Source organism: Pontibacter mangrovi, assembly GCF_006385705.1.
Lineage (GTDB): Bacteria > Bacteroidota > Bacteroidia > Cytophagales > Hymenobacteraceae > Pontibacter > Pontibacter mangrovi.
In genome coordinates, this window is record NZ_VFRQ01000001.1 from 470,767 (window position 1) to 486,241 (window position 15,475).

The window sequence follows — 15,475 nt, forward strand, 5'->3', positions numbered from 1 at the left end:
AGTTTTACTCCTGCTTCAGCGCTTCTTCTACCTCCCGTGCTGTGGCGCTGTGCCAGTACCTTCTGTACTCAGTCTCATCGGTTGTGTGCGGTGCCGGCTGAAGGTCCGGGGCAATGGCATGCAGCGCCTCTTCCAGTGCCTGGTAGGGGCGATACCCTACTATTTTTACTCCCTTATCTTCCCCTGCGCGCCGCATCGTGAGCGCCGGAAAACGTGACAGGCCGTGCAACCGCACCTGCTTCAAATCCTCTTCAAAGGCGTGGCGCGCCTCCTGCCCGCTCAAATCTTCCTGGAAGCGATCAAGATCCAATATCTCCGGGTTTTCCTCGGAAAGTTCCTCGCCTACCTGCTGCAGCACTTCCCACCTGGCAATGTTCTGCCCGTGCAGCATCACTGCCTCCCGCACCCGCCGCAGGTAATTCTCAGCCGCCACTCCTGACTGCAGCCCCGCCGCCTTTACGGCAATGCAGGCAGGAAAAGAAGAGGCCGGCGGGTCTTCGTACCATAGTTTATCTTGAAGGGGCATGCCGGAAATATACTTTGCCTCCATCCAGAGCGGCCCCATCTGCAGCGGCCGGCTGATAGCGTTCATGGGATCGTTGAAGCTGTCCCAGTTGGGTATGAGGCCACCCATGCGGTACTGCCATTTAATTTTGCCCCTGTACATAAAGCGCAGCTTGCGCCACTGCGGCTCCAAGGCCCAGCTCCAGCAGCAAAGAGGGTCGGTGTAGTACACAACCTCCACCGACCCTGCCTCTTGAATGTCTGAAAATTTGTTTTCGTCTTTAGCCATTAGCGATATTTAACCTACTTCATGGAATTTTGTGGATAGGCACACCACTGATTTTCTCCACTTGGTACGGCTGCTTTCACTTTTTGGCTGCGCTCTTTGCTCAACGCTTTGTCTTTGCTACTCACCGACTCCATCGTTCGGTCTGTGCCTGTAGGTTTGTGGTTAACCATGCCGTTGGTTTCCACCACATGGCTGAACGGCTCTTCCACATACTGCCAGGTTTCCCCAAGGCCCGGGCTCTTGCCTTCGTTCCAGGGTCCTTTGGCGTCGGCGCCGTTACTCATGTTAAAGTAGCTGTTGCTGTAGCGCGGGTCTCCCTGCAGCACCCCAGGCGGAAAGTTTGGCTGTATGGTCTCCAGCGCCGCCTCAAACATCTGGAAGTGGGCCACCTCGCGCGTCATCAGGAAGCTGAGCGTCTCCTTTACATAGGGGTCGTCGGTGAACTGCATCAGGTACTCGTACACGATCTTCGCCCGAGACTCTGCCGCAATGTTGGAGCGTAGGTCTACGGTTGGGTCTCCGTTAGCCGTCACATAAGAGCCGCTCCATGGCACGCCCTGGCTATTGGTAACGGTTGGGCCGCCGCCGCTTAGCACAAAGAACTGCGGATTCATCATGGCGTTGTGGATGAAATCCTCCTTCTTGGCCTTGCCGTCCAGCAGCTGCATGATCTCGGCCTGCTCGGCCGCGTTCTTAAGCTCCCCGTTGATAGGCCCAAGCAGCATCTGAATCGTCGCTCCCACTATCTCCAGGTGGCTAAATTCCTCGGTGGCGATGTCCATCAGCAGGTCATACTTGTCGGGGTGGGGCTGACGCATGGCAAAAGCCTGCGTGAAATACTGCATGGCTGCTTTCAGCTCACCGTTGGCGCCGCCAAACTGCTCTAGCAGCAGGCTGGCAAAAGCCGGATCGGGTTTGGACACACGTGCGTTAAACTGTAGCTCCTTTACGTGGTAAAACATTTGTCCTCCTTTCTTTTATGAAACAATAGGTCTAGCTTTGGTAAACGAGACCATCAGCACAAAAGATTAGCTAACAGATTAATTAACAATTACTTATATAACTAAATAGATAGGTAGCTATACTTGCTTAATTTTCTTGTCCATTCTAAAGGTTTTAGATGGGATCATCTTTGCGACTCTGCTCGCCACAATACAGTAACACCCGCCCCGCGGATAGCGTAAAGCTATACTCACCCTATCATCTTTATTTCACTATGTCATACATTTTTCAGGACTGGAAGGCAAACAAAGGCAACCTGAAGGGGCGTCTGGTGATGGTGCTTTTCCGTCTGGCACGCCCTGCTTCTATCAACACCTTTTTCAGAGTACTCTGGCTCCCATACCTCGCGTTTTATAAACTGTTTGTAGAGTGGTTCCTGTGTATCGAGCTGCCCCACTGGACGCAGGTTGGCAAGAATTTTTACCTCGGCCATGGCCATGCACTGGTGGTAAACGGCTGCACCGTTATCGGCGAAAACTGTTTTTTCAGGCACTCCACCACGCTCGGTAACGTACGGCGCGAAGACGGCTCTTACTCCGGCTCGCCCATCATCGGCAACAATGTAGAGCTTGGCTCCAATGTGTGCATCATCGGCGAAGTGCGGGTGGGCAATAATGTGCGTATCGGCGCGGGCTCTGTGGTGGTTAAGGATATTCCGGATAACTCCATTGCCGTGGGCAATCCGGCCCGGGTGATAAAAACCATTGCCCCTTTACAACCCGCCGCATCGCCTGACCCCGAGATGGCGCCAGCACAAGTATAAGCTGGTGGAGTAAGGATAACGCCGGTTGCTTTAAGGTAGAGAGTTGGGGGAGGCTTGTAGAAATTACGAGTTGTGCAAGTATCAGTATAGCGCTTTAACAGATGATATTTTATGGCTAAGGGTAGCCCGGAGTTGGCGCAGCCTGCATCTTCTGGTAAAATAAATTGCCTTATACAGCCAAACTCCCTTACCTTTGCGCATGCCAGAAAAAATTCTCATCCTCGATTTTGGTTCGCAATATACCCAGCTAATTGCCAGAAGGGTGCGCGAGCTCAACGTATACTGTGAGATTCACCCGTACAACCATGTGCCGGAACTTACAGATGAAGTAAAAGGCGTGATTCTGTCGGGCAGCCCCTGCTCGGTACGCGATGACGAACATCCCACCATTGATCTCAGCCAGTTTTTAGGCAAATTGCCGGTATTGGGTGTTTGCTACGGTGCGCAGCTCATTGCCTTTGAGCACGGAGGCGACGTAACGCCGTCTACAATCCGAGAGTATGGCCGCGCCCGCCTCAGCGAACTGCACAACCATGACCGCCTCCTGAAAGAATTAACCTTGGGCTCCGTCGTGTGGATGTCGCATGGCGATACGATCAAGGAAATCCCTGATAACATAGAAGTCATAGCCAGCACTGAAAGCGTGCGCGTGGCAGCTTACAAGCTGCGCGACCAGGAGACCTACGGCATTCAGTTTCACCCGGAGGTAACCCACTCGGAAGAGGGAAAAACCCTGCTGCGCAACTTTGTGGTGCATATCTGCGGCTGCCAGCAAGACTGGACCTCCGAGCAGTTTATTGATGCCACCGTGGCCGAGCTGAAAGAGCAATTGGGTAACGACAAGGTAGTATTGGGCCTGTCCGGCGGCGTGGACTCCAGCGTGGCAGCCATGCTCATCCACCAGGCAATCGGCAAGAACCTGTACTGCATCTTTGTGGACAATGGCCTGCTGCGCAAGGATGAGTTTGAAACGGTGCTGGATTCTTACAAGCACATGGGCCTGAACGTGAAAGGCGTTGACGCCAAAGACAAGTTCTACACCGCCCTGGCCGGCTTAACAGACCCGGAGCAGAAGCGTAAGGCCATTGGCCGCGTGTTTATAGAAGTATTTGACGACGAAGCGCACCAGATTGAGGATGTGAAGTGGCTGGCGCAGGGCACCATTTACCCGGACGTGATTGAATCAGTGAGCGTGAAAGGACCGTCGGCTACTATTAAGTCGCACCACAATGTGGGCGGCCTGCCAGACTTTATGAAACTGAAGGTAGTGGAGCCGCTGAAAACACTATTTAAGGACGAGGTGCGTTTGGTTGGTAAGGCGCTGCAAATTGATGACATCATCATCGGCCGCCACCCGTTCCCGGGCCCTGGCCTGGCCATCCGTATACTTGGCGACATCACGCCGGAGAAAGTGCACGTGCTGCAGCAGGTAGACCATATCTTCATCAGCAACCTGAAAAAGTCAGGTTTGTACGACGAAGTATGGCAGGCGGGCGCTATCCTCACGCCGGTACAGTCGGTGGGTGTGATGGGCGACGAGCGGACCTATGAAAATGTGGTGGCGCTGCGTGCTGTAACATCTGTGGACGGTATGACCGCCGACTGGAGCCGTCTGCCGTACGAGTTCCTGGCTGACGTATCGAATGAGATCATTAACAAAGTAAAAGGCGTAAACCGCGTCGTATACGACATCAGCTCGAAGCCACCGGCAACGATTGAGTGGGAATAAGTATAAAATAAGTAAATTAGGGATGAGTGATTGAGCGAATCGATAAAAAGGAGATCTCAATCACTCATTCGCTTATATGAAATTATCTAAAGTATGAACAAAAGCTTCCGGAAACACATAGCCTGCCTGGCCATTAGTGGGGCGCTGGTGCTGCCTGCCTTCGCCCAGACCCAGGACCCCGCCATTACTTACAGCAACGGTAAAGTGCTGCTGCAACAGCAACGCAACGACCAGGCTATGGCTGAACTTAGACCACTTATCGGCACAAACAGCGCCTATGCCCCCGAAGCATCATACTTTTATGCCCTGGCCGCCTTAAAATCGGGTAAAGCAAATGAGGCGTACGAAATGCTGCTGCAGTTGCAAAACCAACACCCCAAATGGGGAGGCATGGCAGAGGCCGACTACCTGCTGGCCAATGTGCTTTTTGAGCAGAACGAGTTTGAGCGCGCCATGAGCAAACTGCAGGAGCTGCAGGGCACCAAGCTGGCCCAGGACGCTGAAAACCTGAAGCGCTACTACCTCACCCGCCTGAACGACCGTCCCAAGTATGAGCAGTTGATGCGGCGTTATGGCTCCGATAAAGTAGTGGCTCAAATCTATGCCGACAAATTAATTGGCGGTTGGTACAAGCCCGAAGATAGAAAGATGCTGGAGAGCCTGGTGCAGGAGTTTAAGCTAGACCGCAACCGCTACCTGAGCAAAGAGGCGCTGAACCGCCAAGCCATCGATATCGCGCTGCTCCTCCCCTTCCAGCTAAACCAGAACTACGCCACCACAGCCCGCAAAAGCCAGTTTATAACGGATATGTATGCGGGTATGAAGCTGGCGCAGGACTCGCTGCAGCAGTTAGGCATCAACGTAAACCTGTACAGCTACGATACCGGCGCCGACACCGCCAGCGTAAAGCGCGTGCTGGAGACACCCGAGGTGCAAAGTATGGACCTCATCATCGGCCCGGTCTATAAATCGGCCGCGCGCGTGGCAGCACGTTATGCAGCCAAGAATAACATCAACATCGTTAACCCGCTGTCGCAGGACCTGGAGATGGCGGCCGGCAATGACAATGTTTTCCTGTTCGAGTCCTCGGCGGCAACGCAGGCCCGTCAGGCTGCTACCTATGCCTTCCAGAATTTTGCGCCCAAATCGGCCATTATACTTTACGAGAACACACCGGCCGACAGTGCCTTTGCCATACAGTACCGCAACCAGTTTCAGCAGCTTGGAGGCAAAATAAAGGTGTTCAAAAAGATCAAACCCAAAGAGGCAACGGCCACGGCTGCCGCCTTCCGTGATCTAAAGCTGGAAGGAACGGGCCACATGGCAGTTTTCTCAGATAAAATGATTGCTGCCATGAACGCCACCAGCCTGCTGCAAGGCAAAGCGCCGGAACTGCCGCTGATCACCTACGACAGCTGGCTGGACATCAACCAGATCACCCTGCAGCAACTCGACTACCTGCAAGTATACTTCATCAGCCCAAAGTATGTAAACAAGCTGAGCCCCGTGAGCAAGAGCTTCACCGAGAAGTATGTGAGCAAGTATAACCTGCCGCCATCGCAGTATGCCTACGCCGGCTACGAGATGATTTTCTATTTTGGCCAGATGCTGCACCAGTACGGGCCGCAGTTTAACGGACAGCTAGCCAGCGCCGGTCTGCACCCCGGCGTGTTCTACAGTGGCATTGGCTACAGCGCCCCTACGCAAGGCAACCAGGCGCAGCCGGACAACCAATACGTGCCGCTCCTGAAGCTGGAGAACCTGGAGTTGACCGTGGTAAACCCTATTTTTTAACCCTGATCATCACAAAAGACTTTTTATACTTATGATACACGCACCAATTAGCGAAGAACTGTTTCAGAGAGCCCAGCATTCTATACCGGGCGGGGTAAACTCCCCTGTTCGCGCCTTTAGGGCTGTGGGCGGGAATCCGCGCTTTATGGTATCGGCCAAAGGCCCCTACATGTATGACGAAGACGGCAACCGCTACCTGGACCTCATCAATTCCTGGGGACCGATGATCCTGGGCCATGCAGCAGAGGTAGTGAACGAGGCGGTGATAAAGGCCATCCCGAACTCTTTGTCGTTCGGAGCCCCTACGCGCAAGGAAGTGGAGATAGCCGAGCTGATCGTAAGCATGATGCCCAGTATCGAAAAGGTGCGCATGGTAAATTCCGGCACGGAGGCCACGATGTCGGCTATACGCGTGGCGCGTGGCTTTACCGGCCGCGATAAGATCATCAAGTTTGAAGGCTGCTACCATGGCCACGGCGACTCTTTCCTGATCTCGGCAGGGAGCGGGGCCATTACCTTAGGCGTGCCGGATAGCCCGGGCGTTACCAAAGGCACAGCCAACGATACCCTGACAGCGCCTTACAACAACCTGGAGGCCGTACAGACATTGGTAGATGCCAACAAGGGGCAGATCGCGGCCATTATCCTGGAGCCGGTAGCCGGTAACATGGGCCTGGTAACGCCGGCAGAAGGCTTCCTGCAGGGCCTGCGTACCCTATGCGACAAAGAAGGCATCGTGCTGATCTTTGATGAGGTGATGACGGGCTTTAGGCTATCAGCCGGGGGCGCGCAGCAGCTTTACGGCGTTACGCCAGACATGAGCACCATGGGCAAAATTATTGGCGGCGGCATGCCAGTTGGTGCCTACGGCGGCAAAAAAGAGATTATGGAATTTGTGGCACCTGCCGGTCCGGTATACCAGGCGGGCACTTTGTCTGGTAACCCCATTGCGATGGCGGCAGGCATGGCCATGCTCACTTACCTGAAGGAGCACCCGGAAGTATACACGCAACTGGAGCAGACTAGTGGTAACATGGTGGCCGGCATGCAGCGAAACCTGCAGAAGCTGGGGCTCAACTATACTATCAACCGCGTAGGCTCCATGTTCAGCATCTTCTTTACCGATAAGCCGGTGTACGATTTCGAATCGGCCAAGACATCTGATACCGCCCTGTTTGGCCGCTACTTTAACGGCATGCTGCAGCGTGGCGTGTACCTGGCCCCGTCGCAGTACGAGGCGCTGTTCGTGTCTACGGCTGTTACCGAGGAGTTAGTGGAGCAGTACGTGCAGGCAAGCTTTGAGGCCCTCCAGGAAGCAGTACAGCAGTAAAGTATATCTTCTATGATACCAGGAACGGCAGCTTATCAGATGGCTGCCGTTTGCTATTCTACCGGTTAACAATTCAGCAATTCACACTTCAACAGTCACGCATTTTCCTTACTTTTACGTTCCAAAATACCCACCGACATGATTTTATCAGATAAGCAGATACTGGAGGAGATGGAAAAAGGCACCATTCTGGTGGAGCCTTTCGACCGTTCCTGCCTCGGCACCAACTCCTACGACGTGCACCTGGGCCGTTACCTGGCCACCTATAAAGACGAAGTGCTGGACGCCCGCAAGCACAACGAGATCGATGTTTTTGAGATTCCGGAAGAAGGCTTTGTGCTGGAGCCGGGTAAGCTATACCTGGGCGTAACGCTGGAGTATACCGAAACCCACGCGCACGTGCCATTCCTGGAGGGAAAGTCAAGTGTGGGCCGTTTGGGAATTGATATACATGCCACGGCCGGCAAGGGCGATGTAGGTTTCTGCAATACCTGGACGCTGGAAATCTCCGTGTCTCAGAAAGTACGCGTCTACTACAGCATGCCCATTGGCCAGCTAATCTACTTTGAGGTAAAAGGCGGCATCGAGAACTACTATAATAAGAAAGAAAACGCCAAGTATAACCGACGCACCATCACACCCGTGGAATCCATGATGTGGATGAACGAGTGGTAGCGTAACTTACTGAAAAACAATAAAAAAGCCCGTTTAAATTCGTTTAAACGGGCTTTTTGGCATGGTATCTGCACTATATTAGGTAGAAAAATTAATTAAAACTACCGGAATTATTTACGCGTTTAGCCACGTTGTAAGTATAAGTAAACCGGAAAATAAAACGAAAGAAAGGATAAGATTATGAAAAAGCTATTGGTAATGATTTGCATGATGTTCGGATGTGTGTTTGCTACAAAAGCTAACGGAGACAAGTCTTCTAAGGCAGTTGCAGCAGCAAGAGCACAGCACCTTTCAGAGCAGATGATTAAAGAACTGCGTCTGAATAACTATCAGTCTAGGAAAGTTAGACAAATTAACCTGCAGGTTGCCGAGCAGCTGACTGCCATTGAGCAGCAGAACGCTAATAACCAGCATAAGATAGAGGAGCTTTGCAAGAGCGTTTACGCCGAGCGCGATATGTTCCTGGAGAACGTGCTGAGCACCGTGCAGTATAATGATTATTTCGGCGATAGAAAGATTTACCGTGCAGCTGACCAGGAGTTCATGGCCTCGTTTAACACCGGCCAGAACAACAACGAAGGCGCTGTGGCAGAAGCCGCTACTTCTTCAGGTCAGCCAGCCACAACATTAAACTAAGCAACTTGCAAAGCTTACCAGTAGTATTCTGATATACTATAAAAACAGGAAAGCCGCTCATCTGAGCGGCTTTCCTGTTTTTATACTTATAGGCATGCTTATTTAGCTGTTCCTGGGTCGTTCTTCAAGCGGTCCTGCTCTACATGGTCGTTCAGCTCCTGGCAAAGGGCACGTATTTTTTGGGCCATCACCTGGTCGTTGGTGGCAGTGGCAATGCTTTGCGCCATGGCTCCCATCGTATCGATGTAGAAATACTTCATTTCATCTACCGGCATGTCCTTTGTCCAAAGATCAATCTTCATCGTGCCAGCCTCGTCGCGGTCCCAGAGCGAGATGTTAATAGCCTTCGCAAAATGTATTTTATCGCCTGCATCCGTGGCGCGCCAGCTGATGGCTTCCGGGATGCGGTTTTCGTCCAGGGCAATGCTAAAGTATATTTCTGACTTCTTCATGAGCTCAATTTTAAACTTTATAGTATAGGGTTCTCGTAATATGCTTAAACATAAGACTGCACAAAGTTACGCTATGCGCCACGGAATTAAAACCCTCTTTCTTTTTTTTACCATCCTCACCCTTACCGGATGTTCCAGGTTACCTATAACTTCAAAAAACGGGAAGCTTTATACGATTGCCTTTTATAACACCGAGAAGCTTTTCGACACGCAAAACGACCCTGAGACAGACGACGACGCCTTTACGCCAGACGGTGAAATGCAGTGGACGCAGGAACGCTACGACTTGAAAATAAAGAACATCGCCTCCGTTATTGCCGGGATAGGCGATAACGGAGGACCTGCCGTCATAGGCTTAAGCGAGATTGAAAACCGCCAGGTACTGGAAGACTTAATTTCAGCTGCCCCGCTTCATAGGGCCGGCTACAGCATCGTGCACCAGGAAATGGCCGACAGGCAAGGCCTGGACCTGGCCCTGCTCTACAAGCCTAAACTCTTTAAACCCACGGCCACGCAGTATATAAAGGTAGATTTCGGGGAAAAAGGCTTTGCCTCCAGGGACATCCTGCAGGTAAAGGGTGAGTTGAGAGGGCAATTGGTGACAATCTACGTAAACCATTGGCCTGCCCGCAGCCGCCGGGCCCGGCAAGAGGACAGCCGCCTACGCGCTGCAGCTGCCACGCTGCGCCGCGAGATCGACAAACAGCAGAAAGCTGACCCAAATGTAAAAATAATCGTTCTTGGTGATTTTGACGCAGAACCGGGAGATGCTGTGCTGGAGCAGACGCTAAAGGCCACAGGGCGCCCCAACCCTGCCTTTCAGGAAGAGCTGTTTAACACGCACTATCTTTCTTCCGTCAACGGGTTTGGCAGCTACGTCTACCGCGGCGATTTTCAGATGCTGGACCAAATCATGGTATCCAAGGCGATGATAGATCCCCAAGAGGGCCTGGAATACGTACGGGGCTCTGCCAAGATCTACGATCCGATCACCATAAAGTATACCTTGGGTAAATTTAAAGAAGCCCCCAAGAGCACGTATAGTGGCACCGTATACCTGGGCGGTTACTCCGATCACTTCCCGGTGTTTATACAGGTACGGCGAAAGTAGCGGCAGCTTGGGTTATTTTGCAGCCGGGAAGGCGATCCGGAAGGTAGCACCGTGGTTTGCCAGGCTTTCCACCTCAATTTTTCCATGCTGTAGCTCCACCAGCTTGCGCGTTATACTTAACCCTAAGCCAACAGACTGCTCGCCGCGCATACCTTTGCGGCCTGCTTTGGAAAAAGGCTCAAACAAGTATGGCTTCATGTCATCAGGTATGCCGATTCCGTCATCAGCCACATGCAGCAGCACTTTCCTGTCCTGCTTGGACAGACTAAGCCTGATATTGCCGTTCTCACTGGTGAACTTTACGGCGTTCGACAGCAGGTTGTCCAGCACACGCTTCAGCTTCTCTGCATCCAGTTTCACTATGACATGCTCATCCGCTTTTTGCAGCAGCAGCTGACGCGATCCTTTCAGCCTGATTTGCCACTCCCGCTCCACCTCCACTAGAAAAGCGTTAAGCTCGGTTGGCACCAGTTCGCAGTTCTTTTCCCCTTCCAGCTTCGCCACTTCCAGGAGTTCCGCTATAATGTTACTGCCGCTCCGGCAGCTCTTCAGGATCATGTCGTAGAAGCGCTGTTGCTGCTCTTCGGGAAAGGGCCTGCTTTGCAGCATTTTTGTCATCGCCTCAATGTTGGCGTAGGGCCCACGCAGGTCATGTGCCACAATACCCAGGATATTAGACTTCTCACTACTTAACGCCTCCAGCTCCTTATTCTTTTGCGCTATCTCCTGAAGCTGCAGATAATGGTTTAAGCGGAAACTGTAGTTTAGCCTGCTGATCAGGAAAAAGAAAAGCACCAGAAACAGCGAGCCGGTCTGGTTCATGATCAACCTGTCTGTTGGTAAGTCCAGGAAGGAAACGCCTATGGCAAAGCTTAGCTCTACTAAAACCGCCAAGCCCAGCAGCTCGGCTAAATCAAGTACAAAAAGACTGGCCACCAGCGCTAACCCGAACAAGTACATCGTCATGTTGTTCATGGGGTTGCCCTGCACCGCCACCGACATCAACAGACAGGTAACGGCAAAAATATAGGCATAGCTTAAGTATAGCCAGCGATAGACCAAGGGGCGCTCTTCGATAGGCCACTTTCGGAGCAGCCGCGCTATGGCAAACACCAAAGCACCAGCTATGGCATAACTCAGATAAGCTATGCGGTAAAGAGCGGCTCCTTTAAAGTAAACAGAGTAATTAAATACCATATCACTACCCAAAACAAGCATAGCTATCACAAACCACAGCCTGGAGAGGAGGTGCAGCGATTTTACATTTGAAGGAAGGATATACAGCTGAAAGCCTGCACGGTACTTCTTGGGAGCAGAGTGGTAAAAGTAAAGCCTCATAGGCAAGCTGAATAAAGCTCCAAAGATAGCTTATCTTTAAATAATAACATTCAATTTTTAAAAAATTTAGAAATTATATTTATAGTAGAGCTTAAACAAAAGCAGGCGAACCTTAATGGCCCGCCTGCTTTTGATCAATAAGTATACTTTTGAATGTTATTACACGTAGTTGTTCAGCATTACCGGCATCACCAGCATCAGCACGTCCTCAGCCTCTTCGTTCACGATCGGCATCAGCAGACCGGCACGGTTCGGGGTGGAAAGCTCAAAGGTGATCTCGTCGGAGTCAATGTTGTTGAGCATCTCCATCAGGAACTTGGCGTTGAAGCCGATCTCCATGTCCTCGCCGTCGTACTGGCAGGTCAGGCGCTCGTTCGCCTCATTCGAGAAGTCCAGGTCCTCGGCAGATACCTGCAGCTCCGAGCCGGTAAGCTTCAGGCGGATCTGGTGCGTGGTTTTGTTAGAATAAATAGAGATACGCTTCACAGAGCTCAACAAGTCCGAGCGGTCAATTACCAGCTTGTTCGGGTTTTGCACCGGAATCACGTTCTCATAATCCGGGTAGCGCTCGTCAATCAGGCGGCAGATCATGCGGATGTTGTCGAAGCTGAAGAAGGCGTTGGATTGGTTGAACTCCATGCGCACAGCAGTCGCCTCGGATGGCAGCGTAGACTTGAGTAGCGTAAAAGCCTTACGCGGCACGATGATAGAAGCCTCCTGGGCAGTCCCAACATCGGTGCGGCGGTAGCGTAGCAGGCGGTGTCCGTCGGTGGCCACAAAGGTCACATTCTCAGAACGCAGCTGCACGAAAATACCCGTCATGGCCGGGCGCAGCTCATCGTTGCTCACTGCAAAGATGGTCTTGTTAATGGCTCTTGCCAGCACGTTAGATGGAATCTCGATTGAGTTGCCACCCTGCACGGACGGTACGCGCGGGAAATCCGTTGCATTCTCGCCAGACAGTTTATAACGGCCGTTGGAAGAGCTGATTTCGATGGTATACGTTTCCTCGTCAATGGTGAAGGTGACCGGCTGATCGGGCAGGTTCTTCAGGGTCTCCAGCAGGATTTTGGCAGGGGCGGCGATGCGGCCGTTCTCCTTCGCCTCCACCGGCAGCTCCGTGATCATGGAAGTTTCTAGGTCGCTGGCTGTGATGGTGAGCTTGCTGTTGTTTATCTCGAACAGAAAGTTCTCGAGGATTGGCACCACCGGATTGTTGGTAACCACCCCGTTTATGCTGGATAGCTGCTTCAGAAGAGCAGAGGAAGAGACGATGAATTTCATTATGTATACCTATAATGTTATTTAGGCAAAGTTAAAAATATTTCGTTTTTCTCCTAAGACTTTTCACCCTCCTTTTTCGTGGCAGGCTGTGTTAGAAGCAGATAAATTTATATGCGCTCATACTTGCGCTTTCGCAAGTAAAAGCGCGCGAGGCCAAATACAACCAGCAGCACGATCGGGGCCACCAGGTTCAGCAGCTGCCAGTACGTTTTTTCAGACTGCACCCGCACTTTGTCCAGCGGCCGCAGCGCGATTTCCTTGCTGCGAACGTTTATCAGGCCTTCGGCGTCCAGCAGGTAGTGGATCGTGTTCATCGCCAGTTCTTTGTTGGCAAAAGTCATGTTGTTATACCTGTCAAAGCCCAGCTCATACGCCTGCCCGGTGCGCGGGTTCACGTCGTTGCGCACCAGGTCACCATCCGAAAAAACCGCAATTTTGCTCGCTACCCCCCGCTCCTGCACCTGGGAGTTTTGCACGCCTGCGGGCGCCCTGCGGTTGCGGAACAGAGAAGTAAATTTTCCTTCCAGCAAATAGCCCACAGCCTGCTGCCCGGCCTGGTACTGCTCGGGGTTTACGTCCATGCGCGCTTCTTCCAGGGTCAGCGGCACCGGCGCCTCCATTACCCTTGAGTAGGTGGAAGTATAAACCAGTGGCGTCTTACGTATGCCATCGGCTTTTACGGTATCCATGGTACTCACAAATTTAGAATACACCGCATCCAGGTTTTGGGTGATCGGGTGCTTGGCGAAGTTGTTGAGCAAAGGGTAAAAGCGCCAGTTCAGCATCTCTGTTTGCGGCTTATCGCCCAGATATCCCGTTACCACCGGGATAAAACCAGAGTTGAGGTCCATGATGAGCGTGGAATTCAGGCGCATGCCGTAACGGAAGAACAGGTCGTCGAGGTTCAGGCTATACGGCATGGCAAACGTGCCCCCCGCCGCTGCGCTGTCCAGGTCGGCGTGCATCGGGTCTACGAAGAACACTGCTTTACCGCCCTTCATGATAAACTGGTCAATCTTATACTTGTCGGCTTCGCTGTAGGCCTTCGTAGGCTTGGCCACAATGATCAGGTCCAGCCCCTCCAGGCTTGGAATCTGATCCAGATCACCCCGTGCCACCCGGTAATACTCCTGCAGTGAGCCCAGCAGATCGGTAACGTACTGCTGCTCCAACTCCCCCTGGCCCGTTATGTAGCCGATGATCTTGTTGCCTTTAAAGGCTACTTTCCGAATGGCGCTGGCCAGTTCATACTCCACGCCCTCCACCGACTGGTTCAGTCGCTCGTCAGGTGTGGCGGCCAGGTTTCCTTTCAGCAGGTTTACGGCCGTTTCCTGGCCATCATACTTTACGATGGCGCCCGGAAACACCAGCCGCTCTACCTGCTTGCCCTCCTCGGTGGCCCGCAGGTTCGTGGGCATAATGCCTTTTTCGGCCAAGGAAGTATAAAATGCGTTGCGCTCTTTCTCGTCGTTAATGTCGGTGGGGTCGATAAAATTATAGCGGAGGTTGCCACCGGCGTAGATGCGAAACTCATCCAGCGTCTCGCGCACCGACTGCTGCAGCCGCTTAAAGCCTGCCGGGAAATCGCCTTCCAGGTATACATCCACCACTACCTCCTGCTGCAGGTTGCCCAGCATTTGTTTGGTTACGGGCGCAATGGTATAGCGCTTGTCCTCGGTCAGGTCCAGCCGGAAGAAGTAGCTGGCTGCCAGCGCATTCAGAAGTATGATTCCTACCACCCAAGCCAGAAAACGGATTATGTCGCTGCCGCGCCTGCTCTTGTTCGTTTCTGTTACCATTTTCTGCTCCTCAATACAAGTTTAGTGGCTAAGGTCATGATCGTGATGACGCTGAGAAAGTATAGCACGTCGCGCGAGTCAATCAAGCCTTTGCTGATGGCGCTATAGTGGTAGGCGATGCCCAACTGGCTTATAAAATACCCGTATCCCCCCCACACCGGCATAGAGGCTATCAGGTCGAAGCCAGTGTAAATGATGTAGCACAGGAAAACTGCTATCACAAAGGAGATGATCTGGTTATCGGAAATGGCAGAGGCAAACACGCCGATGGCCGCAAACACGCCTGCCAGGAAAAATAATCCTAAATAAGAACCTACCACGGCGGCGGAGTCTATGTTGCCCTGCGGGTTGCCCAGCTCATACACCGAGTAATAGTATAGCAGTGTGGGCAGCAAAGCAAAAAGTGCCAGCAGCAGGGCCGCCAGGTATTTCCCAAGTATCAGCTGCAAATCGGTGATGGGTTTGGTGAGCAGCAGCTCGATGGTCCCTTCCCGCTTCTCCTCGGCAAAGGTGCGCATGGTAATGGCAGGTATGAGGAACAAAAAAAGCCAGGGCGCCATGGCAAACAGCGTCTGCATGTCGGCAAAGCCGTATTCCAGCACGCTGCTCTCCGGGAATACCCACATAAACATTCCAATGGCCACCAAAAACACCCCAATCACCATGTAGGCGATCAGCGAGCTAAGAAAGCCGTTAAATTCTTTTTTAAGTATCGCGAGCATTTTTAGTTAATGAGTAATGACTAATGATTAATGACTTAGAAGCGACT

14 protein-coding genes are annotated in these 15,475 nt (G+C 52.3%); 7 read left to right on the forward strand and 7 right to left on the reverse strand.

The features are described from left to right. Positions 1 to 4 precede the first annotated feature (4 nt). Positions 5 to 793 (reverse strand): DsbA family protein, encoded by a 789-nt coding sequence (locus tag FJM65_RS02095; RefSeq protein WP_140618918.1) that lies wholly within the window; start codon positions 791 to 793, stop codon positions 5 to 7. Positions 794 to 807: 14 nt separating this feature from the next. Further along, positions 808 to 1,755: a manganese catalase family protein gene (locus tag FJM65_RS02100; RefSeq protein WP_140618920.1), complete on the reverse strand. Its 948-nt coding sequence runs from the start codon at positions 1,753 to 1,755 to the stop codon at positions 808 to 810. Between the two features lie 254 nt (positions 1,756 to 2,009). Here FJM65_RS02100 and FJM65_RS02105 point away from each other — a divergent pair, with 254 nt between their 5' ends. From FJM65_RS02105 to FJM65_RS02130, 6 genes are all read left to right on the forward strand, one after another. Next, entirely contained in the window at positions 2,010 to 2,558 is a 549-nt protein-coding gene (locus tag FJM65_RS02105; protein ID WP_140618922.1) for a serine acetyltransferase, read from the forward strand. 199 nt (positions 2,559 to 2,757) lie between these two features. Beyond that, positions 2,758 to 4,287, forward strand: coding sequence for a glutamine-hydrolyzing GMP synthase (gene guaA / locus FJM65_RS02110; protein ID WP_140618924.1), 1,530 nt, complete (start codon positions 2,758 to 2,760; stop codon positions 4,285 to 4,287). Between the two features lie 93 nt (positions 4,288 to 4,380). Further along, positions 4,381 to 6,081 carry an ABC transporter substrate-binding protein gene (locus tag FJM65_RS02115; RefSeq protein ID WP_239022790.1) on the forward strand — a complete coding sequence of 567 codons (1,701 nt, stop codon included), beginning with the start codon at positions 4,381 to 4,383 and terminating at the stop codon, positions 6,079 to 6,081. A gap of 31 nt (positions 6,082 to 6,112) precedes the next feature. Beyond that, a complete protein-coding gene (gene hemL / locus FJM65_RS02120) occupies positions 6,113 to 7,411 on the forward strand; it encodes a glutamate-1-semialdehyde 2,1-aminomutase (RefSeq protein WP_140618926.1) in 1,299 nt (432 codons plus the stop codon). Between the two features lie 138 nt (positions 7,412 to 7,549). Next, positions 7,550 to 8,086, forward strand: coding sequence for a dCTP deaminase (gene dcd, locus FJM65_RS02125; RefSeq protein WP_140618929.1), 537 nt, complete (start codon positions 7,550 to 7,552; stop codon positions 8,084 to 8,086). Between the two features lie 300 nt (positions 8,087 to 8,386). Then, positions 8,387 to 8,722, forward strand: coding sequence for a hypothetical protein (locus tag FJM65_RS02130; protein WP_181163614.1), 336 nt, complete (start codon positions 8,387 to 8,389; stop codon positions 8,720 to 8,722). 98 nt (positions 8,723 to 8,820) lie between these two features. Here FJM65_RS02130 and gldC read toward each other — a convergent pair whose 3' ends face one another. Further along, a complete protein-coding gene (gene gldC, locus FJM65_RS02135) occupies positions 8,821 to 9,174 on the reverse strand; it encodes a gliding motility protein GldC (RefSeq protein ID WP_140618933.1) in 354 nt (117 codons plus the stop codon). A 73-nt stretch (positions 9,175 to 9,247) separates the two neighbouring features. Here gldC and FJM65_RS02140 point away from each other — a divergent pair, with 73 nt between their 5' ends. Beyond that, complete coding sequence (locus tag FJM65_RS02140; protein ID WP_140618935.1) at positions 9,248 to 10,285, forward strand: endonuclease/exonuclease/phosphatase family protein; 1,038 nt, start codon at positions 9,248 to 9,250, stop codon at positions 10,283 to 10,285. 12 nt (positions 10,286 to 10,297) lie between these two features. Here FJM65_RS02140 and FJM65_RS02145 read toward each other — a convergent pair whose 3' ends face one another. The 4 genes from FJM65_RS02145 to gldF form a co-directional block, all read right to left on the reverse strand. After that, complete coding sequence (locus FJM65_RS02145; RefSeq protein ID WP_140618937.1) at positions 10,298 to 11,623, reverse strand: sensor histidine kinase; 1,326 nt, start codon at positions 11,621 to 11,623, stop codon at positions 10,298 to 10,300. A 159-nt stretch (positions 11,624 to 11,782) separates the two neighbouring features. After that, positions 11,783 to 12,907, reverse strand: a complete 1,125-nt coding sequence (dnaN, locus tag FJM65_RS02150) for a DNA polymerase III subunit beta (protein WP_140618939.1) — start codon at positions 12,905 to 12,907, stop codon at positions 11,783 to 11,785. A gap of 107 nt (positions 12,908 to 13,014) precedes the next feature. Then, on the reverse strand, positions 13,015 to 14,706 hold the full coding sequence (gldG, locus tag FJM65_RS02155) for a gliding motility-associated ABC transporter substrate-binding protein GldG (protein WP_140618941.1): 1,692 nt from the start codon (positions 14,704 to 14,706) through the stop codon (positions 13,015 to 13,017). Then, the gene (gene gldF, locus FJM65_RS02160) at positions 14,700 to 15,428 is read right to left on the reverse strand and encodes a gliding motility-associated ABC transporter permease subunit GldF (RefSeq protein WP_140618943.1); all 729 of its coding nucleotides are present in this window, start codon (positions 15,426 to 15,428) and stop codon (positions 14,700 to 14,702) included. The genes gldG and gldF overlap by 7 nt, the downstream gene beginning before the upstream one ends. Positions 15,429 to 15,475: the final 47 nt, after the last annotated feature.